Origin of the sequence: Bartonella grahamii ATCC 700132, assembly GCF_000518085.1 — a bacterium.
In the GTDB taxonomy this organism is placed as follows: Bacteria; Pseudomonadota; Alphaproteobacteria; order Rhizobiales; family Rhizobiaceae; genus Bartonella; species Bartonella grahamii.
In genome coordinates, this window is the sequence record NZ_JACX01000009.1 from 79,628 (window position 1) to 100,346 (window position 20,719).

Sequence of the window (20,719 nt, forward strand, 5' to 3'; positions counted from 1 at the left end):
ATAAAGCCCTTCATTTAAAACGAATACCACTCTTAAAATTATATTTTAAGGGCGGAATTTGATATAAAAACTTAGGAAAATAGGGTGCTATAAACTGAATAACACCCAAACTTATGAGACTTCCTAAAATTGCACCTGCTAAAATATCAAAGGGATAATGTACACCCACAAAGATGCGCGCCCAACAGATCAAGCACAAAAACACCGTGGCAAATTTAAAAGCAACCTTGTATCGGTAAAAATAAAAGTTAGCTGCATAAGATGCAATGGTCAAGGCATGATTACTAGGAAAAGAAGCTGTTGCACGATGTTGAATAAGCGGTGCCGCTAACCCTACCACGAATGGGCGAGGATGAAAATAAAAAAGAGAAATGAGATAACCTACGAAAAGAGCCGCACAAATACTCATGCAAATGCTTAGTACGACACATCGTTCCCTCTCCCCACCACAAAACCACAACGCACAAAGATGGAGAGGAATAATGTAAATTAAAAACTTTGCACAAAAAATACTAAACAAAACTACAATCGACCAAGCTTGATGATTGCCGACAAACATTTCAAAGAGTGTGACATCAATCTGGTTTAAAAAGTCCATTTTTCTCTCCTTTATGTTACAGTACTATCTTTTTGTAGAAGAGGGAAATATATCAAGATTTAGCAAATCAATTTTTTTATGTGCATAAACTTGCTATTTTAAAAAATAACCTGTAGATATGAAATATTCGTTGCCGGCACTTTAGCTGGAGGTTGAACGGAGGGCTGTAAAATTCAGTAGGAAATACAATGTTTCCGGCCTCCCGTGTCTCCGCTCTCGGATGTCTCGAATCGTAAACGCGTCCTTTCTTCTTTGGATTTCCAAAAAAGACAAGTCGCAGAGGCTTTGCGCTAAAACCGGTAAGTTTTAATTGAAGAAAGGCAAAACAACAATGGCTCTTTATGAACATATGTTCCTTGCCCGACAAGACATTACACCGCAGCAAGTTGATGAACTTTTGAGTCTCTACAAAGGTGTCATTGAAGCACATGGTGGGAAAGTTGGGCGTATAGAAAATTGGGGACTTCGTCCTCTTGCTTACCGCATTCGTAAAAACCGTAAGGCTTATTATACCTTGGTCAATATTGATGCACCAGCTTCAGCAATTGCTGAAGTGGAGCGTCAGATGCGCATCAATGAGGATATTTTGCGTTATATGACCATTCGCGTAGAAAAACACGAAAAAGAAAAATCTGCTATGCTCTCACACCTTGATCGCAATAGTCACATTGGACAGGATGAAGAGCGTCCTCGTTTTCCACGTCGTCAACGTGAAAATGCTATAGAAGGGGTAGAATGATGACTGACACCAATCAAAACTCTGCACGTCGCCCTTTTCATCGTCGTCGTAAAACATGTCCTTTTTCAGGGACCAATGCTCCCAAAATTGATTATAAAGACATCAAGTTGTTACAACGTTATATTTCCGAGCGTGGGAAAATTGTTCCTTCACGGATTACTGCTGTTAGTCAGAAAAAACAGCGTGAATTAGCTAATGCTATCAAACGTGCTCGCTTTTTAGGCTTACTTCCGTACGTTATAAAGTAAACGCTCAATACGCTATGCAACTGGAGAGTTTCTCCAGTTGCTTTTCTTATATGATTAAAAAAATAGCTTGTTGCATCCTATGCTAAGCTATTACATGTTAAAGTTGGGGTATTGACACGCCCCTAACTGCAGAAAGCAGGACAGCAATAAATGAAAAAAAATCGTACCTATGAGATATTAATCGGTATTTTAGCAGGATTATTTGCTGTTGTAATAGGAATGGCAATCATCAGTGTTGCAAATATCGCGCCCTTTTTTTCTCTTCTTCTTGGCTGCTTTCTTTCATTGCCAATTTTTATTGTTGCGTTCGGTCAAGGAACATTAGCCAGTCTCATCGCCCTCATAAGTGCCACTGTTGTTCTTATCATAACCACTAATACCTATATTGCTCTTGGCTTGATGTTCTTATTTTTCCTTCCTGCTGTCTATGCTTCTTGGCTTCTTGGACTTGCACGACCAGCTCAAAAAGAAAACGAACTGATCTGGTATCCATTATCATCGGTTATTTTTCATTTAACTAATTTTATCGCTCTTATAGCAACTTTCATTGGGCTCTATGTTCAAACCCGTCCTTCCACACCCGTCATTGCAAAAAAAATCACCGAAAACATAGCACAAACTCTGCAACAATCACAGTCAATAAAAGAAGCCGATATACGCGCTTTTAGTGAGCTTTTAATGACGCATCCAGCAACTTTTACTGCTGTTTCTTTGACTATTTATAGTTTGGTTTTTCTCATTGGTAACCTTTACTTTTCCATGATAGCAGCACAACACATGAAATGGCTGAAAAGACCCCGTGATGATTGGAGCCAAACTCTCCGCCTTCCAATTTCTGGAATTGTTATTTTCATTATTGTTTGCATAGCATCGATGGTTGAGTTGAGCGCTTCTCTTAACTTGAGTACCCGTGTCTTTAGTACTGCATACACTGTCATCATATTAATTAGTGGTCTAGCATATCTTCACAATATTACAAAAGGGGTAAACGGTCGGATCATTATACTTTCTCTTGTTTATATTGCTATTTTAACAGTCGTTTTTACTCCACCTATTGTTTTCATGATGCTTTTGATGGGAATTTGGGCTGCTATTCAATATAATTTTCAATCACGCAAAAAACTCCACTAAATTTATTTGTTCGAAAGGAAAAACTATGGATATTATTTTACTTGAGCGCATTCCTCGTCTTGGTCAGATGGGTGATATTGTCTCAGTTAAAGATGGTTATGCGCGTAATTTTCTCTTGCCTCAAGGTAAAGCTTTACGAGCAAATGAAGCCAATAAAAAACATTTTGAGATACAACGTGCACAACTTGAAGCACGTAATCTTGAACGCAAAAGCGAAGCGCAAAAAGTTGCTGAAAAACTTGATGGACAATCATTCATTGTTGTTCGTTCTGCTGGTGAAACAGGACAACTTTATGGTTCTGTGTCAACACGTGATATTGCTGAAATTATAACAGATGAAGGCTTTTCTATTGGGAGAAATCAAGTCGAACTTAACCATCCAATAAAAATGATTGGTCTTCACACTATCACTCTTAGCTTACATCCTGAGGTTCAAATTTCTGTGATTATTAACGTTGCGCGTTCTACCAGTGAAGCACAACGCCAAGCAGAAGGTGAAACTCTCACTTCTGCTAAAGAAATATATAATATTCAAGAAGAATTATTAGAAGAAAGTCAGGAAGAATTATTGGCAGAAGAAATTAATGACAACGATATAAACAGTTCTCATCAAGAAGATTAATTGCTATTTTTGCTTTCTGTTTTATATTTTTTATTCTATATTAAATATTGCTCATAAAATACTCACACTTTAAAAGTGAGTATTTTATGGCTATCATACATAAAGAACCTAATTTTTATGAAAGAATTAGCAATATATTATTTAAAGGCATTACATGCCGAGAATGATAATATCACTAAGAGGAAATATCTTTTATTTCCAGCATATAAAGCAAAAATAATTTAAAGTTCTACCTTTTAGGGTAAGGCTTGTATGAGCGGTAAGTTAATTGTATCCTCACATGATCTGAAATAATTTCAGTTATAAAAGAGTAATTCTACTTATACAGATATTGGAATTTTAAGGTCATGTAACTTCAAAATACTTAAATTTAGAGTACCAAAACTTCCACTTTAAAATCGCATATTATAAAACAAAATAGATAGACGTTACATAAATAATACACGAATGATAAATGAGCAACGAAAAGAGAGTTTTGAAAAATTATATAATTTTAACTTAAAATGAAGGGTTGTAGCTCTATTCTTTTAATTATACGATTTTCAATTTATCGCCTAAAGTAGCTAGACTTGGAATTTTAGTGGAAAAATATTATGGAAGAAACTAACGTTGTTAATGTCAGCTCTTCAAAAAAAGAGGATTCTCCTTCTTTTCGGCAACTTCCGTATAATATTGAAGCTGAACAGGCATTGCTTGGTGCCATCTTTATCAACAATGATTCTCTTGACCGCGTTTCAGATTTTCTAAAACCAGAACATTTTTTTGAACCATTGCATCAAAAAATTTATCATGTTTTATCTCACCTTATTAAAACAGGAAAACGTGTAGATCCAGTTACAATCAAGCCCTATATCCAAATGGAAGAAAAAATTGGAGATATTACTGTATACCAATATGTTGTTCGCTTAGCCACAGAGGCAGTCACTATTATTAACGCTGAAGATTATGGACGCGTCATTTACGATCTTTTTATCCGCCGGTCTTTGATTAACCTTGGAACTCAAGTTGTCAATACAGCCTTTGATGCTCCTGTAGAGCTCACGCCTACCCAACAAATTGAAACTGTTGAAAATCAATTATTTGAGCTAGCAGAAAAAGGGAAATATGGAGGTGGATTTGAAAATTTTAATGAGGCTATTAAAAAAGCTATCGATATGGCAAGTGCTGCGAAAAAGCGCTCTTCACAATTATCAGGGATAGCCACCCATATAAAAACACTTGATGAAAAAATGGGAGGATTACAAGCATCTGACTTAATTATCCTTGCGGGCCGCCCTGGTATGGGTAAAACCTCATTGGCTACCAATATTGCCTTTAATATTGCTAATGCTTATAATCGCAATGCCAATATCCAAGAAAATGAAGGCGGCATTGTGGGATTCTTCTCACTTGAGATGTCATCCGAACAGCTTGCAACACGTATTATTTCTGAACAAACAGAAGTCTCTTCTTCTGATATTCGGCGTGGTAATATTTCAGATGAACAATTTTCAAAAATTATTCGTGCGGTGAACCAACTACAAAAGGCACCACTTTATATTGATCAAACTGGGGGAATATCAATTACGCAATTAGCTGCTCGTGCGCGGCGTCTCAAGCGGCAACATGGTTTAGATATCTTGTTTATTGACTATATCCAACTCATGACAAGCAGTTCAAAGCGTTCATCAGAAAATCGTGTTCAAGAGATCACAGAAATTACCACAGGATTAAAAGCATTAGCGAAAGAATTGAATATTCCTATTATTGCTCTCTCTCAACTTTCACGTCAAGTAGAAAATAGAACAGATAAACGTCCACAACTCTCAGATTTACGTGAATCTGGTTCAATTGAGCAAGATGCCGACATTGTTCTGTTTGTCTATCGCGAAGAATATTATCTCAAAAATGAAGAACCAAAGTTAGGTAGCCCTGAATATGTGAAATGGCAAGACGCAATGGACAACGCTTTTGGGAAAGCCGACGTTATTGTCGCAAAACAACGCCACGGACCAACAGGAACTATTCATCTCGCCTTTCAGTCTGATTTCACACGCTTTAGCGATCTGGCAGATAGTAAGTACCTTCCAGAACAAATTGGTTAAATCAACATGGCACGTAATCGTATTCAATTTATTTGTCAAAATTGTGGAACTGTCCATTCTCGTTGGGCGGGAAAATGTAGTGCTTGTGGAGAATGGAATTCCCTTATCGAAGAAACTATAAATGGCGGCATAGGAAGTGGTCCTAAGCAGAGTGCTCGTAAAGGACGCATCGTCACACTCACATCTCTTTCTGGAAATATCGAAGATGCTCCACGTATTCATTCTGGTATTGCTGAACTTGATCGTGTTACCGGTGGGGGCTTTGTCCGTGGATCAGCACTCCTTGTTGGAGGTGATCCAGGTATTGGTAAATCAACATTGCTGACACAAACAGCCGCTGCTTTATCACGTAAAGGATATAATGTCATCTATGTTTCAGGTGAAGAGGCTATTGCGCAAATTTGTCTGCGCGCACAAAGGCTTGAAGCTAACAATACAGAAGTGAAACTTGCTGCTGAAACCAATGTTGAAGATATTCTGGCAACCTTAAGCGAACATAAAAACCTTGATATGGTGATTATCGATTCGATTCAAACCCTATGGTCAGATACAGCAGATTCATCACCCGGCACTGTCACACAAGTACGTATCGGTGCTCAAGCAATGATCCGCTTTGCCAAGAAAACAGGAGCCGCCGTTGTTCTTGTTGGTCATGTTACAAAAGATGGGCAAATTGCTGGTCCTCGAGTCGTTGAACATATGGTTGATGGCGTTCTCTATTTTGAGGGTGAAGGAGGACATCATTATCGCATTCTTAGAACTGTAAAAAATCGCTTCGGACCAACAGATGAAATTGGTGTCTTTGAAATGTCTGATAAAGGATTACGCGAAGTGATAAATCCATCCGAATTGTTTTTAGGAGAACGTAATGAAAAAGCACCAGGTGCTGCTGTTTTTGCGGGAATGGAAGGGACACGCCCGATACTCGTAGAAATTCAAGCGCTTGTTGCTCCTTCTTCCCTTGGGACACCAAGACGTGCGGTTGTCGGATGGGATGGAAATCGCCTTTCTATGATTCTTGCCGTTTTAGAAGCCCATTGCGGCATTCGTTTTGGACAGCATGATGTCTATCTGAACGTAGCAGGTGGATATCGCATATCAGAACCCGCTGCTGATTTAGCTGTAGCCGCTGCTTTGGTATCTTCTCTTGCCAATATCGCATTGCCAACGGATTATGTATATTTTGGTGAAGTCAGTCTTTCAGGAGCTACCCGCGCTGTTTCACATTCAGCACAGCGCATCAATGAAGCAAAAAAACTAGGCTTTCAAGGAGCATTTCACCCCACAACAACAACCGAAATGATGAAATCGCTCAATTTTCAACAAAAAACTTTCTCCGACCTTCCCGAACTCGTTGCTACTCTTACCGTAAGTAAAAAATGATCTGCACCACAGATATGATAATATAGAAAAAACTCTATAAAATACAAAAGATCCTTGCTATAAGAACAAAAAATATATTTGCACACAGACTTAGAAGAACACAACTTTATGTATAAGGAACAAACAAATGATCATAACAATCCTTGATGGAATTGTCGTAGTAATCATCCTGTTGTCCGCTTTTCTTGCTATGCTTCGAGGGTTTTCACGTGAAGTGTTATCGTTGATTTCTTGGGCAGTTGCAGCTATTACGACACTGTTTTTATTCAAGCCTGTCTTACCTTTCTTTGAACACTATCTCTCTAATAAAATGATTGCATTGATCACAACATTGGTCACGATTTTTATTATTGTTCTCATTATTACTTCAATTATTACAATGAAGATCTCTGATTTTATTATTGATAGTCGAATTGGTGTCCTTGACCGTGCTATTGGTTTTATTTTTGGAGCACTTCGCGGTTTACTTATCATGGTCATCGGTATGTTGCTGATTAATGCACTGATTAAACCCGAGCTTCAAGCGAATTGGTTAAAAAATGCAAAAACAAGGCCTATTTTAGATTCACTAGGACAAAAAGTTTGGGAAATACTCCCAAAAGATATTGGATCGGTTCTCGAAAAGGCGGAAAATTTGTTTAAAGACAGCAATAAACATACGTATGAGCAACACTCTCATGAAAAGATAATTTTAAAAAATAGAGAATAGTTTTTCATGAGGAAAGAGAACTAAATGATGTAGAATGTGATATTAATGATTCCTTCGTATCACAACTGAAAGAATATGATGATAAAGAGTGATGTTTTCTGTCAAGAATTTTCATTAGATGATGATACCCTTCACGAAGAATGTGGCGTTTTTGGTATTCTTGGGCATGAAGATGCAGCAACATTAACAGCTCTTGGACTCCACGCACTTCAGCATCGTGGGCAAGAAGCGGCTGGTATTGTTTCCTACCATAATAAAATGTTTCATCAAGAAAAGCATTTAGGTCTTGTTGGTGATCACTATACAAATCCTACAACACTTGCACGCTTACCAGGAAATCGCGCTATTGGACATACCCGTTATTCAACAACTGGAGAAGTAGCATTACGCAATGTTCAACCCCTTTTTGCTGAATTAAAAGCTGGAGGCATTGCTATTGCTCATAATGGTAATCTTACCAATGGTCTTACATTACGCCGTGAACTCATCGCTTCTGGAGCTATCTGTCAATCAACATCAGATTCAGAAGTTTTTCTTCATCTTATTGCCCGCTCACGTTATGAATCGTCCTCTGATCGTTTTGTTGATGCAATTCGGCAAGTAGAAGGTGGGTATGCTATGTTAGCGCTCACACGTACAAAGCTTATTGCTGCACGCGATCCAACAGGGATTAGACCCCTTGTGATGGGGGAACTTGATGGTAAGCCTATTTTTTGTTCTGAAACTTGTGCTCTTGATATTATTGGAGCAAAGTATGTCCGTGATGTTAAAAATGGGGAGATCATCATATGTGAAATACAAAAAAATGGGGAAATTACTAAAAAAATTATAAAACCCAAAAATGAAAAACCAGAAAAACTTTGCTTGTTTGAATATGTTTATTTTGCCCGTCCGGACTCAATCGTTGGAGGGCGTAGTGTCTATGCAACACGCAAAAATATGGGAATCCGTTTAGCACAGGAAGCCCCTTGTGAGGGTGATGTTGTGGTTCCTGTTCCTGATGGAGGAACTCCTGCCGCAATTGGCTATGCACAAGAAATTGGAATTCCCTTCGAGCTTGGTATTATCCGTAATCACTATGTTGGCCGTACTTTTATCGAACCAACACAACAAATTCGTGCTTTTGGTGTCAAGTTAAAACATTCTGCAAACCGTCCTGTGATTGAAAGAAAACGTGTTATTCTTGTTGATGACTCTATTGTACGTGGAACAACATCTCTTAAAATTGTGCGAATGCTCCGTGATGCAGGAGCAAAAGAAGTTCATATGCGCATTTCTAGCCCTATGATTTTCTATCCCGACTTTTATGGTATTGATACACCTAAAGTTGAAGGCCTTTTAGCAAATCAATATCCAGATTTAAAATCTATGTGTGATTTTATTGGAGCGGATTCATTAGAATTTCTTTCAACGGATGGATTATATCTTGCTGTAGCAGGGGAAAAACGGAATAACGCCGATCCACAATTTACTGACCATTATTTTACTGGATATTATCCTACGCAACTGGTTGATCAAGAAAATCTCTCCAAAACTCATCAATCATCTGTTCTTAAAACAAGAGATTAATGATGACAAAATGTGACTTTAGTCTCCATGGGCGTGTTGCACTTGTTACTGGCGCATCAAGAGGAATTGGCTATTATTTGGCACTCGAGCTTGCTGCACGCGGCGCTCATATTATTGCTCTTGCACGAACAGTCAGTGGACTTACTGAATTAGATAATCAAATCCGAGAAAAAGGGGCTCATGCAACCCTTGTTCCCCTTGACTTGCATCATATGGAAAACATCGATACTCTTGCTATCTCAATTGCCAAACGCTGGAAAAAACTTGATATTATCGTTGCAAACGCAGGAATCCTTGGAACACTCTCACCAATAGCGCATATAGAAAACACGGTATTTGAAGATGTTTTTCAAATAAATCTTTTCAGCCAATGGCGCTTAATGAAAGCTGTTGAGCCTTTATTACGAGAATCTGATGCTGGACGAGCCATTCTGTTATCCTCAAGCGTTGCGCATGCTGCGCGCCCTTTCTGGGGAGCTTATGCAGCCTCTAAAGCGGCTTTAGAGATGATTGCCCGCTGTTGGGCAGAAGAACTTAAACAAACCCCTATAAAGGTTAATTGTGTCAACCCTGGTGCCACACGCACTGCCATGCGCGCTGAAGCTATGCCCGGTGAAGATCCACAAACTCTCCCTTCACCACAAGAGGTTGCAAAAAAGATAGTACATTTGTTATCACCTGATTTAAAAGAAACTGGAAAACTCTTTAATGTCCATAAAAATCGGTTTGTAGATTATCATGTACCTGACTGATCATCATCGGAGAAGTAAATCGTTTAACTCTCTCTTTTTCCTGTGCTTCTCAACAGAAGAATGAAACACTTTATGATTCTTGGATAGCTTTAGCATCAGCCTTTTTCTCTTCTAAAGTAGCACGTTTATTATAAGCGATAAAACTACAGGGGAGAAAAATCATATAGCTAACAGCTGTAATCAATAAAGTTTTCCATGTGTAAGTCGCAAGAAAACCGACATAAATAACAATGACCAACATGCATGGTATAACGATATCGCGCCTTAAATTTTGATCAATTGTTTTTGCATTCCATACTGGTAAACGACTAATCAAAAGAAAAGCAATAATTACAGTATAAAGACTAAAAAATAATGCCCACCCCCAATTGGGGACCAAACCAAGAGCGCCTAAATAGGTAGGCAATAAAAGGAGTAATGCTCCTGCTGGTGCTGGAACACCAACAAAATAACTTTTCTGCCACTTAGGTATATTGGTGTTATCCAACATCACATTAAAACGTGCTAATCGCAAACAACAAGCAACACAATAGACAAGGGCTGCAACCCAACCAATGTGATTTGCTTGATTCAAGATAAAGGAATAAACAATAAGTGCAGGGGTAACACCAAAATTTATAACATCAGCAAGAGAATCCATCTGTGCCCCAAAAGATGAACTACCATCTATTAAACGGGCAATGCGACCATCAGCACCATCTAAAACTGCGGCCAAAAGCACCATTAAAATAGCAGCTTCATAGCGATGTTCAAAAGCCAAACGAATGCTGCTCATCCCTGCACAAATTGCTAAAATAGTAATGATATTGGGAATGACATACCGCATTGATGTAGGTGAACGTCGCCGACTTGCAACATCATCATGCTGCCCCTCAGGATTGAATGAAGAAAATGGCGAAAAATTTTTCATTGTGAGTCCTAATCGTATCTGAAGTCCGTTGTGGCACTCTTATCATCAAAAGAACCCAAAACTGTTTCTCCAGCAATTGCTGTCTGTCCAACTGCAACACGCAATTTCATTTCTGTTGGTATATAAATATCAAGGCGAGAACCAAAACGAATCAATCCAAATCGCTCACCAGTCATAACGGCATCGTTTTCTTTTGACCAACAAACAATCCGGCGTGCAACCATTCCCGCTATTTGTACGATACCGATTTTACCATGTTTGCTATCAATTACCACACCATTACGCTCATTAAACTGGCTAGCTTTATCAAACTCAGCATTGGTAAATCGACCTGGATGATAAACGATAGACTCTACTGTACCACTGATAGGAATACGATTAATATGGCATGAAAAAATGTCCATAAAAATGGAAATACGGATCATTTCATCTTTCCCTAATCCTAATTCTTCAGGTGGAACACATGATTCCACAAATGAAATACGCCCATCGGCAGGCGACATAACCCAATTTGAATTCAAAGGGACCACACGATCTGGATCACGGAAAAAGTATATACACCACACCGTGAGAACGAGACCAAACCAAAACAACGGACTCCATATCCAACCAAGGATGAGCGAAATAACAAAAAATGCTACAATAAAAGGATAACCCTCTTTATGAACCGGTACAAAGCTATTATGGAAAGATTGCAGAATACTCATATAATTTCCTATTCATCGTAAACTTAAACAAGCAACAAATCTTTTTGTTCCTCTTGTATCTTTTTATGTATTTAATCAATCACTCCATATAAAGATATAGATTACATTTTGCCCTATTTATTTTTTACGATTAACAACACTCGTCTCATCTTCTTCACGTATTTTACGTAACTTTTCTTCAGCTTTCGATGCTTCAAGCTGCTTATTCCACATTGAAGCATATAAACCTTTCTTGCGTAAAAGCTCTGTATGCGCCCCATTTTCAATAATACGACCACTTTTAAGAACCAAAATTTCATCAGCATTGATAACAGTAGAAAGACGGTGAGCAATAATCAATGTTGTACGTCCACGGCTTACAATATCCAATGCTTGTTGAATTTCCTGTTCCGTTGCCGTATCAAGAGCCGATGTTGCTTCATCTAGAATAAGAAGTGGGGGGGCTTTTAAGAGAGTCCGTGCAATAGCCACACGTTGTTTTTCACCACCTGATAATTTGAGACCTCGCTCTCCTACCATAGACTGAAAACCTTCCGGTAAAATTTCAATAAATTTTGATATTTGTGCCATTTCAGCAGCTTTGCGCATTTCTTCATCTGTAGCACTTGGACGCCCATAGCAAATATTATAGGCAATTGTATCATTAAATAACACTGTATCTTGTGGGACCATGCCAATCGCTTCACGCAAACTCTTTTGTGTTACGTCACGAATATCCTGCCCGTCAATTGTGATAGAACCCGCGTCAACATCATAAAACCGAAAAAGCAACCGAGAAATAGTTGATTTACCTGCACCAGATGGACCGACAATGGCGACTGTTTTTCCTCCAGGAACTTCAAAATCAATATCTCTGAGAATCTGACGTGTCGAATCATAGGAAAACTTTACCTGATGAAAACGAATGGTCCCATCCCCTATCTCTAACGGTTTAGCATCCGATTTATCAACGATCTCCTTCTGAACATCTAAAAGATCAAACATTGCTTCAATATCCGTTAAACCTTGTCGAATATCACGATAAATTGAACCAATAAAATTCAGTGGAATGGAAAGTTGCATTAAAAGTGCATTAATAAAAACAAAATCACCCAAAGTTTGTGTTTTATAAAAAACTTCATAAGCTGACATCAGCATCATGATCGTCATTCCAATACCAAAGATAAGAGCCTGACCAAAATTAAGCCAGCTTAACGATGTCCAAATCTTTGTTGCGGCTTTTTCATAACCTACCATAGAAGCATCAAATCGATCGGCTTCTAGAGTTTCATTGCCAAAATATTTCACCGTTTCAAAATTCAAAAGAGAATCAACTGCACGCGTATTGGCCTCAGTATCTGCTGTATTCATTTGTTGCCGAATACGAATGCGCCAATCACTCGCCTTAATGGTAAACAAGATATATAATCCAACCGTTGCAACAACGATGAGAAGATAATGCCACCCATAACTTATGTAAAATACAAGTGCCGTTAATATAAACTCTAGAACTGTCGGTACTGTGTTCAGAATTGAAAATCTTACGATCGCTTCAATTCCTTTTGTACCACGCTCAATCACACGAGAAAGCCCACCAGTTCGGCGTTCCAAATGAAATCGCAAGGATAACTCATGCATATGTACAAAGGTTTTATAAGCCAATTGACGAACAGCATATTGACCAACAGTGGCAAAAAGAGAATCGCGTAATTGATTTAATCCAGCCTGCATAATACGTGCGACATTATATGCCAAAACGAGCATGATGGGAATAATCAAACTGGATGGGAACCATTCAGGTAGCTGAAAGCTTGAATCAAGCACATTCGTAGAATATTTAAAGAAATACGGTACAGATATGAGAACGAGCTTAGCCAAAACAAGATAAAATATTGCCCATAGCACACGTATTTTTAGATCACGTCGCCCTACTGGCCACATATAGGGCCATAAATTGTAAAGTGTGTGCAGAGTTCTGCCTGTATCTGATGATACAGTTTTTGTCATTTCATTGCGTTTCATAAAGTCCTTACTTCTCTATCATCCACACGAAAAAGGCAAAATACCCCCCTGTGGTTGTTTATAGATTTATCTCTTCATTACGCTTCCAATAAGCTATACCCACTCGTTATTTAAAGTTAGACTGTTTTTGAAAAAGGAACAAGAAATAATCCACTATACAATTTATTATTTTGATCTGTATTTTCATACCACTCTGCTGCAAATAAATTTTCAACTTTTACATGGTTTTTTTTCAATTCTGCCTGAAGCCACTTTTTTGTTTTACCAATCTCTTTAAGTCCATCATCAATAACTTCACCATTTTCTATTAAAATCGTCGATTTCTTCCCCTCTTCCTTTTTAATGACAGTGAAATCACCATTGGTTTCCAAACGAACAAAAGCGGCTTCATGTAAGTGACACCCTTTAAGACGTAACATCGTAATGAGATCATTAACATTGATCCCTAAGTTCTTAATCTTATCTATTTGGAAAACCCCATCTAAAACTAATGTAACATTCCGCCCTGCAATAAGACGACGAAAAAAAACTGAATAGCGTGCAAAAAAATTAAAAGATGTAATCAAGGTTTGCCAGATGAGTAAAACAAGCAATAATTGAATGCTACTAATATTCTGATTATAGATAACGCCTCCAATAATACCTCCCATAACAAAATTACTGACCAAATCAACTGGTGTCATCTGACTAAGACTGCCCCGCCCCGTCGTTCTTAAAATAAATAAGAAGGCAACAAGACCTACAGCCAGCTTAAGCGCGATATATCCATAATGATATAAAAATTCCATCAAACTTTCCTCCCTTTATTTATGTAAGCTGCTGGAATAGAAAAATTAAAATCGTTTTATTTCCCACACAGTTATGCGCTCACCACTCTGCGGATCCTTACTGTCTTTTAAAAGAACCCCCTCGGCTGCAAGCTCATCACGAATTGTATCCGCTGCTTCCCACTCTTTATTATGGATAAGTCGTAGCCTTTCAGCAATCCGTTGATCAATAAATTTTGAATCAAGAAAAGTTTTTTTTATAAATAATGGGCAGTCTATTTCTTTAATCCATTCTTGTCGTAATAGTCCTAATAAATTCATCCCATTAGAAAGAGCCAGCGCATTCCCTTCTTTATAAAACTTTCGCAAAAGAGTCAGTGCTTTTGGAGTATTAAGATCATCACTGAGTGCATCTATCAAAGTATCATTAATTGCTTCATTGTTTTCCATCTCACTTTTTTTGCTGCGAAGCAATTCATACCAACGATACAGTTCGCCACTCGATTGTATTAAACGCTGCGCTGTCCAATTTAATGGTTCACGATAATGCGTTTGCAACATCGAAAAACGCGCAGACAAACCAGCCCAATTTTTCTTCATTTCATCGATTAAAATACCATTAAACTCCAAAAAATTATTCTCTAAAACAGAACGAATAGTTATGAAATTGCCAAAGCTTTTCGACATCTTTTTGCCTTCAACTTGTAAAAAACCATTATGCATCCAAAAATTTGCCATTCGCTCCGTCCCAAAAGCTGAACAACTTTGTGCAATCTCATTTTCATGATGAGGAAAAATTAAATCAAGTCCACCACCATGGATATCAAAAACATTCGCGGTCGGATCATCACAGGTTAAACCACCGCCATAGGGCGCTAATAACTTTGCCATTGACATCGCAGAACATTCAATATGCCAACCTGGACGACCTAAAACAGGAATTCCGGCCGGCGATTCCCAACCTGGCTCCCCTTCCACAGAAGGCTTCCATAAAACAAAATCCATCTCTTCCCTTTTATAAGCAGCAACATCGATACGCGCCCCCGCTCTCATTTCGTCTAAAGAACGATTTGCGAATGCCCCATAATGGGGAGGATTTTTTATGCTACTTACAGAAAATAATATATGATTTTCCGCTTTATAAGCGTGCCCCTTTTCAAGCAATCTTTCAATTAAAGAGCGCATTTCCTCTAAATGCTCGGTTGCGCGCGGCTGACTGGTTGGTAATAGACAACCAAGTGCTATTGTATCTTGTTGAAACTGGCAATATGTACGTTCTGTTAATTGACGAATGGCGTCATTCAATGACAAGTTTGGATATTCAAAAACTGCTCGTGCATTAATTTTATCATCAACATCTGTAATATTACGCGCATATAGAACATGCTCATTGCCATAAACATGACGCAATAAACGAAATAAAATATCAAAAACAATGACAGGGCGTGCATTTCCTATATGCGCATAATCATAAACTGTCGGCCCACAAACATAAAGACGTACTCTTGTCGGATCTATTGGTGTAAAATTTTCTTTTTTACGTGTCAGCGTATTATAAAATCGCAACTCTTTCATTATTGACTCCATAGACGATATTATGCACCGCTCCTTTTAGATGCATCTTATCTCAAATTATCGTATTACGCGGTTTAGGCTAAAAACTTTTTTCTTATAGTAAATTCTTCTTACCATTTCCCATTGTATTCACGGCTGTATCCATCATTTATCATAAAAACAATCTATTTTATTTGATTGAACAAAAGCATTCTATCATTAGAGATGCTTTCCCTTCTTAAAGAAAACGAGCTTAGAAAAAATTCTATAGGCAACACAATATAAAATAAACCTATGTGAAAAATAGATAGCTTGCAGGAAGCAAATCTTAAATTTTTAACCACACAAAGCTTCGTCAGTATTTTCAATATTCCACAATGGGTTCCTTACTGCCTCTTACGCCCTATATTTTATAATCAATAATTGAGAATAATGTAGCAATTAACTCTATTTTTTTACACCGTTCTCATGACAAAATTATTTCATCTGTACAGAGTTTTATTCAAAGAAAGCAATAAAAATAATGCGTAATAGATTGATGAACATCATTATTTTAATATTTCTTGTCATTTCAATGCCAACCTTTGCGCAACAATCTCCACCTTATGAAAAAAAATTACTCCGACTAGCAGAAATTTTGGGATCATTGCATTCTCTCCAAAATCTTTGCGAGCCTCCAACAAACCAATGGTATGATTATATGAATGCACTAATTGAAGCAGAATACCCCATTCCACAAAGACGTGCTTATTTTTATGAAGCGTTTAATGAAGCGTATCGTGCTTTCTCAGAAAATTATCACCATTGTACCCAAGCAGCCATTGAAGCCAATCAAAGATACATTGAGGAAGGAAGAATTTTATCTGAAAATCTTCTCATGCATTATAAATAATTAATCTATACAAAAAATATCTTTCTCAATTTTAGCGATATCAATGATACTCCTCTCACAAATGCGGGGAGCAATAAACCAGCTCTGAAAACAGAGAGACGTTTAAAGAATAATGTCTCGACACGCTTTTATTCGTATGCGCCTTTTTCCCATATAAAACCGTTCTTTGGCTTCCTCTCCACACCTCAAAGGACAAAGATTTTTAACTAAATTTGCTCTGTAAATAATCTAGGTTCTTGTTGAACAAGGTTCCTCTTGGCTTCCCACTCATGTAATTTGCTTCATAGTTTCTACAAACAAGCCTAAGAATATTCACCACGCATAAAAAAACACTTATGTGCCAAAAAGGCAGACATACCCTATATCACCACTCTAAAAGATGGTATTTTACGGCATACTTATAATTTTAATCTGTTTACACCAGAGTTTCCATAAACTTAATAGGCTCTCCTTGTGAAGGTGTGACAATTTCACCTTCCCACATAACGCGCATACCACGGATAATAGTCCCAACAGGCCAACCTTTAACTTTTTGACCATCATAAGGTGTCCAACCGGCACGCGAACCAATTAAGCCATTCGTAATAATTTCTTCTCTCTTAAGATCAACAATGGTTAAATCAGCATCGTACCCAACAGCAATGCGCCCTTTACAGCTTATACCAAAAATACGACTAGGGCCATGTGAAGTGAGATCAACAAAACGTTCAAGAGATATTTTTCCTTCATTCACATGTGTCAACATAATTGCTGCTGTTGTTTGCACCCCTGTCATTCCTGAAGGTGAAGAGGGATAAGGTTGAAGTTTTTCTTCAAGAGTATGAGGCGCATGATCTGAGCCTAAGACATCAATAATTCCTTGTTGAACACCGTACCAAAGAGCTTCACGGTGGCGCGACTCACGAATAGGCGGATTCATCTGAATTAATGTACCAAACTTCTTATAATCATCAGCCGTGAGAGTCAAATGATGTTGTGTCACTTCAATTGTTGCAACATCCTTATGTTTTTTTAGAAAATCAATTTCTTCTTCTGTCGAAAGATGTAACACATGAATCCGTGCTTTCGTCTCATGGGCAATTTTTACCAAACGCTGCGTACATTTTAATGCCGCAACTTCATCACGCCAAATCGGATGTGACGATGCATCCCCTTCAATACGCAATATTTTACGCTCTTTGAGCCTCGCCTCATCTTCAGAATGAAAAGCTGCACGACGGCGTGTATTCTTCAAAATAAGGCGTACACTTTCATCATCATCAACCAAAAGATCACCGGTAGAGGACCCCATAAAGACTTTAATTCCAGCCGCACCGGGAAGTCTTTCTAACTCAGAGAGTTCATGGGCATTTTCACGCGTTCCTCCAACCCAAAATGCAAAATCACAATGCATTCGATGAAATCCGCGTTTAACCTTATCGTTTAATGTTTCTTCTGATGTTGTCAACGGATTGGTATTAGGCATTTCAAAAACTGCCGTAACACCCCCTAACACAGCAGAATACGAGCCACTTTCCAAATCCTCCTTATATTCATTTCCTGGCTCACGAAAATGCACTTGGCTATCAATAATTCCTGGTAAAATATGAAGCCCCATACAATCAATGACCTCACTAGCCGATGCACATGTAAGGTTGCCTATTTCAGCAATACGACCATTTGTAATACCAATATCACGCTTGCTTCTTCCATCATGATTCACAAGTGTTGCACCTTTAAAAATTGTATCAAATGTTTTAAACATAGCCACGCTCCTTACATATTGCTCACTTATCGATTATGTAACTTTGAGCAGAAAGGCAAGAACCATGATTGAAAAACAAAATGCCATTTGCTTAAAAAACCGCGGGCTTATTCAAATTACAGGCGAAGAAGCAACAGATTTTCTACAATCCTTGATCACGACAGATGTAAAAAAAATCAGTCCACAGGAACTTTTCCCTGGAGCCCTTTTATCCCCACAAGGAAAGGTTCTTGCCGATTTTCTTATCGGAAAAAAAGAAAATGGTTACCTGATTGATATCAGAATGCCTTTAGCTGATACGCTTCACCAACGTCTGTTGCTCTATAAGCTGCGTAAAAAAGTAGAAATTACACAACCATTACAAGAGCTTGTTACGGTTTCTTTGAATAATGAATCAGATGCTTTAAATTTTGATTCAAGTTTTATTGATAAACGCTTCCCACAAAAAGAAAAAATAATACGAATCTATGGCAAAAAACCTTTTTTGACTTCAGAATATCATGATACATGGAATCAATTGCGTATCCGTTATGCAATTGCGGAAAGTGGTCAAGACTATGAAGTTGGTAAAGTCTTTCCTCATGATATTAATTACGATCAAATCAATGGAATCTCATTCAATAAAGGATGTTATATTGGACAAGAAATTGTTTCACGAATGCACCACCGCCGTGCAGCACGTCGCCGTATTTTTATTGTAAAAGGCCAGTGTGAATTAACCCCTCAATCTAGCATTGAAGCAGGAACAAAAGTGCTTGGCTACTTGGGAACGTGTGTAGAAAATGAGGCTCTCGCTTTAATGCGTATTGACCACGTCAAAGATTCTATGGACCATAACATCCCCTTTACTGTAAAAAACATTCCTGTCACTATAAACATTGCTGAAAATATGAATTTTACCTTTCCTGAAAAGACTATAGAAAATACGCATGGCTAAAGCTGAATTATTAAAAAATGGAGAAGCACGCGCTTGGCAAAGAATGCTCTCTGGACGCAGACTTGATCTTCTCAACCCTTCTCCTTTTGATGTTGAAATTGAAGATATTGCCCATGGACTTTCTCGCGTGGCACGTTGGAACGGTCAAACACGAGGGGAGCATGCTTATTCTGTTGCACAACATTCACTTTTGGTTGAACAAATATTTCAAAAACTTTTTCCACAATCGGGAAGCAACGAATGTCTTTATGCTCTTCTTCATGATGCTCCAGAATATGTCATCGGCGATATGATTTCCCCCTTTAAAGCTGTCATAGGAAACCAATATGAACGCATTGAAAAGGGCATCCAAGATGCTATCCACATGCGCTTTTCTCTTCCCGTTGATCTTTCTCAAAAACTTTTAAAAAAAATCAAACAAGCCGACCGTATCGCTGCATATTATGAAGCGATTACGCTTGCTGGATTTAGTACAGAAGAAGCCCTTCGCTATTTTGGCTCTCCCAATAATATTTTACCCGATGATCTTAATTTATACCCCTATTCTACCCAACAAATTGAAAACGCATTTTTAACTCGCTTCAATGACTTGGACGCCCAAAGATTATAGACTCTTCGCATTGTTGCTTCCCTATCATTAAAGACTCATCACACTGATTTATAATAATAATTCATTGTTTTTTCATGTTGAATGAGAGCCCCTAATATCGTGAGATTCACTCATTTCAAATCTGTTTATATTGAATCAATCAAAATCATTCTCTTGCACGTCATAAGTGGGACCGGCATATGGGTAAAAACTTTTAAAGAAAGAATTTGAAATGTCTCTTATGAAGCGTAAAGATGCTAGTACTCTGTAAATTGTACACTTCATAGGAGCTTTACCGTTATACCATTCACGGATAACATGTAAGTTTTATGTAAAAATAACTTGCTGTATTTATACATCTTTTTTACTGTGAGGGACGCGTAAATAAAAGTTGGGGAATAGGATTTTCTAACATTTCTCTATAAAGCACGCTTCGCACAATGTTTCTAATATTTCTTTGAAGTCTGCTAACGCTTCTTGATGTAAGCCATCTAAAAGTCTCATAAACGCAACAACAGTTTCACGTTGCAACGGAGTAGAAGGCTTTATTATGATGCTTTTTCGACACGAATAGGCTTCTTTTTTTAAGAGAGAAGCCTTCTCTTTATCTAAACCATAAAGCTCTATGATCTTTTCCTCCAATCCTACAGGAACAGATTTTTTGCCAATCTCTACAGAAGATAAAAATGCTACAGATATGTCTAATTTCTTAGCCATATCTAAAAGGCGTTCTGAGTGATCAACGCGAAGTTTACGTAAAATTTTACCAAAGGGTGTAAGCAT

20 protein-coding genes are annotated in these 20,719 nt (G+C 38.0%); 12 read left to right on the plus strand and 8 right to left on the minus strand.

The window, feature by feature from the left end; all coding sequences use genetic code 11:
- Window positions 1-10 precede the first annotated feature (10 nt).
- On the minus strand, window positions 11-598 hold the full coding sequence (locus tag U736_RS0104755; protein WP_012754959.1) for an undecaprenyl-diphosphatase: 588 nt from the start codon (window positions 596-598) through the stop codon (window positions 11-13).
- 331 nt (window positions 599-929) lie between these two features.
- Between U736_RS0104755 and rpsF the strand changes: the two genes are divergently transcribed.
- The 9 genes from rpsF to U736_RS0104805 all read left to right on the plus strand — a co-directional run bounded on the left by rpsF (window position 930) and on the right by U736_RS0104805 (window position 9,835).
- Complete coding sequence (rpsF, locus tag U736_RS0104760; RefSeq protein ID WP_012754958.1) at window positions 930-1,337, plus strand: 30S ribosomal protein S6; 408 nt, start codon at window positions 930-932, stop codon at window positions 1,335-1,337.
- The gene (rpsR, locus tag U736_RS0104765) at window positions 1,337-1,585 is read left to right on the plus strand and encodes a 30S ribosomal protein S18 (protein WP_012754957.1); all 249 of its coding nucleotides are present in this window, start codon (window positions 1,337-1,339) and stop codon (window positions 1,583-1,585) included. The genes rpsF and rpsR overlap by 1 nt, the downstream gene beginning before the upstream one ends.
- Before the next feature lie 150 nt (window positions 1,586-1,735).
- Entirely contained in the window at window positions 1,736-2,716 is a 981-nt protein-coding gene (locus U736_RS0104770; protein ID WP_012754956.1) for a hypothetical protein, read from the plus strand.
- A gap of 25 nt (window positions 2,717-2,741) precedes the next feature.
- Window positions 2,742-3,338, plus strand: a complete 597-nt coding sequence (gene rplI / locus U736_RS0104775; protein ID WP_012754955.1) for a 50S ribosomal protein L9 — start codon at window positions 2,742-2,744, stop codon at window positions 3,336-3,338.
- A 593-nt stretch (window positions 3,339-3,931) separates the two neighbouring features.
- Window positions 3,932-5,422 carry a replicative DNA helicase gene (locus U736_RS0104785; protein WP_012754954.1) on the plus strand — a complete coding sequence of 497 codons (1,491 nt, stop codon included), beginning with the start codon at window positions 3,932-3,934 and terminating at the stop codon, window positions 5,420-5,422.
- Between the two features lie 6 nt (window positions 5,423-5,428).
- Window positions 5,429-6,805: a DNA repair protein RadA gene (gene radA, locus U736_RS0104790; protein ID WP_012754953.1), complete on the plus strand. Its 1,377-nt coding sequence runs from the start codon at window positions 5,429-5,431 to the stop codon at window positions 6,803-6,805.
- 127 nt (window positions 6,806-6,932) lie between these two features.
- Window positions 6,933-7,514, plus strand: a complete 582-nt coding sequence (locus U736_RS0104795; RefSeq protein WP_026500360.1) for a CvpA family protein — start codon at window positions 6,933-6,935, stop codon at window positions 7,512-7,514.
- Between the two features lie 75 nt (window positions 7,515-7,589).
- Complete coding sequence (gene purF, locus U736_RS0104800) at window positions 7,590-9,083, plus strand: amidophosphoribosyltransferase (protein WP_026500361.1); 1,494 nt, start codon at window positions 7,590-7,592, stop codon at window positions 9,081-9,083.
- A 2-nt stretch (window positions 9,084-9,085) separates the two neighbouring features.
- Complete coding sequence (locus U736_RS0104805) at window positions 9,086-9,835, plus strand: SDR family NAD(P)-dependent oxidoreductase (protein WP_012754950.1); 750 nt, start codon at window positions 9,086-9,088, stop codon at window positions 9,833-9,835.
- 70 nt (window positions 9,836-9,905) lie between these two features.
- Here the strand turns inward: U736_RS0104805 and pssA are convergent, their stop codons facing one another.
- From pssA to cysS, 5 genes are all read right to left on the minus strand, one after another.
- On the minus strand, window positions 9,906-10,745 hold the full coding sequence (gene pssA, locus U736_RS0104810) for a CDP-diacylglycerol--serine O-phosphatidyltransferase (RefSeq protein ID WP_012754949.1): 840 nt from the start codon (window positions 10,743-10,745) through the stop codon (window positions 9,906-9,908).
- Window positions 10,746-10,753: 8 nt separating this feature from the next.
- Complete coding sequence (locus tag U736_RS0104815) at window positions 10,754-11,452, minus strand: phosphatidylserine decarboxylase (protein ID WP_012754948.1); 699 nt, start codon at window positions 11,450-11,452, stop codon at window positions 10,754-10,756.
- Between the two features lie 117 nt (window positions 11,453-11,569).
- Window positions 11,570-13,453: an ABCB family ABC transporter ATP-binding protein/permease gene (locus U736_RS0104820; RefSeq protein WP_026500362.1), complete on the minus strand. Its 1,884-nt coding sequence runs from the start codon at window positions 13,451-13,453 to the stop codon at window positions 11,570-11,572.
- Window positions 13,454-13,569: 116 nt separating this feature from the next.
- Window positions 13,570-14,241 (minus strand): DUF421 domain-containing protein, encoded by a 672-nt coding sequence (locus U736_RS0104825; RefSeq protein ID WP_012754946.1) that lies wholly within the window; start codon window positions 14,239-14,241, stop codon window positions 13,570-13,572.
- A 45-nt stretch (window positions 14,242-14,286) separates the two neighbouring features.
- Window positions 14,287-15,795: a cysteine--tRNA ligase gene (gene cysS / locus U736_RS0104830; protein WP_012754945.1), complete on the minus strand. Its 1,509-nt coding sequence runs from the start codon at window positions 15,793-15,795 to the stop codon at window positions 14,287-14,289.
- Between the two features lie 502 nt (window positions 15,796-16,297).
- On the opposite strand from cysS, the gene U736_RS0104835 reads away from it, so the two are divergent.
- Complete coding sequence (locus tag U736_RS0104835) at window positions 16,298-16,666, plus strand: TIGR02301 family protein (protein ID WP_012754944.1); 369 nt, start codon at window positions 16,298-16,300, stop codon at window positions 16,664-16,666.
- A 415-nt stretch (window positions 16,667-17,081) separates the two neighbouring features.
- Here the strand turns inward: U736_RS0104835 and U736_RS0104840 are convergent, their stop codons facing one another.
- Window positions 17,082-18,410 (minus strand): dihydroorotase, encoded by a 1,329-nt coding sequence (locus U736_RS0104840; RefSeq protein WP_012754943.1) that lies wholly within the window; start codon window positions 18,408-18,410, stop codon window positions 17,082-17,084.
- A gap of 64 nt (window positions 18,411-18,474) precedes the next feature.
- Between U736_RS0104840 and ygfZ the strand changes: the two genes are divergently transcribed.
- Both ygfZ and U736_RS0104850 read left to right on the plus strand, forming a co-directional pair.
- Entirely contained in the window at window positions 18,475-19,347 is an 873-nt protein-coding gene (gene ygfZ / locus U736_RS0104845; RefSeq protein ID WP_012754942.1) for a CAF17-like 4Fe-4S cluster assembly/insertion protein YgfZ, read from the plus strand.
- The gene (locus tag U736_RS0104850; protein WP_012754941.1) at window positions 19,340-19,957 is read left to right on the plus strand and encodes a YfbR-like 5'-deoxynucleotidase; all 618 of its coding nucleotides are present in this window, start codon (window positions 19,340-19,342) and stop codon (window positions 19,955-19,957) included. Before ygfZ ends, U736_RS0104850 begins: the two co-directional genes overlap by 8 nt.
- A gap of 387 nt (window positions 19,958-20,344) precedes the next feature.
- Here the strand turns inward: U736_RS0104850 and U736_RS0104855 are convergent.
- Window positions 20,345-20,719: helix-turn-helix domain-containing protein (locus tag U736_RS0104855; protein ID WP_026500363.1), on the minus strand; the 375-nt coding region annotated here is incomplete at its 5' end.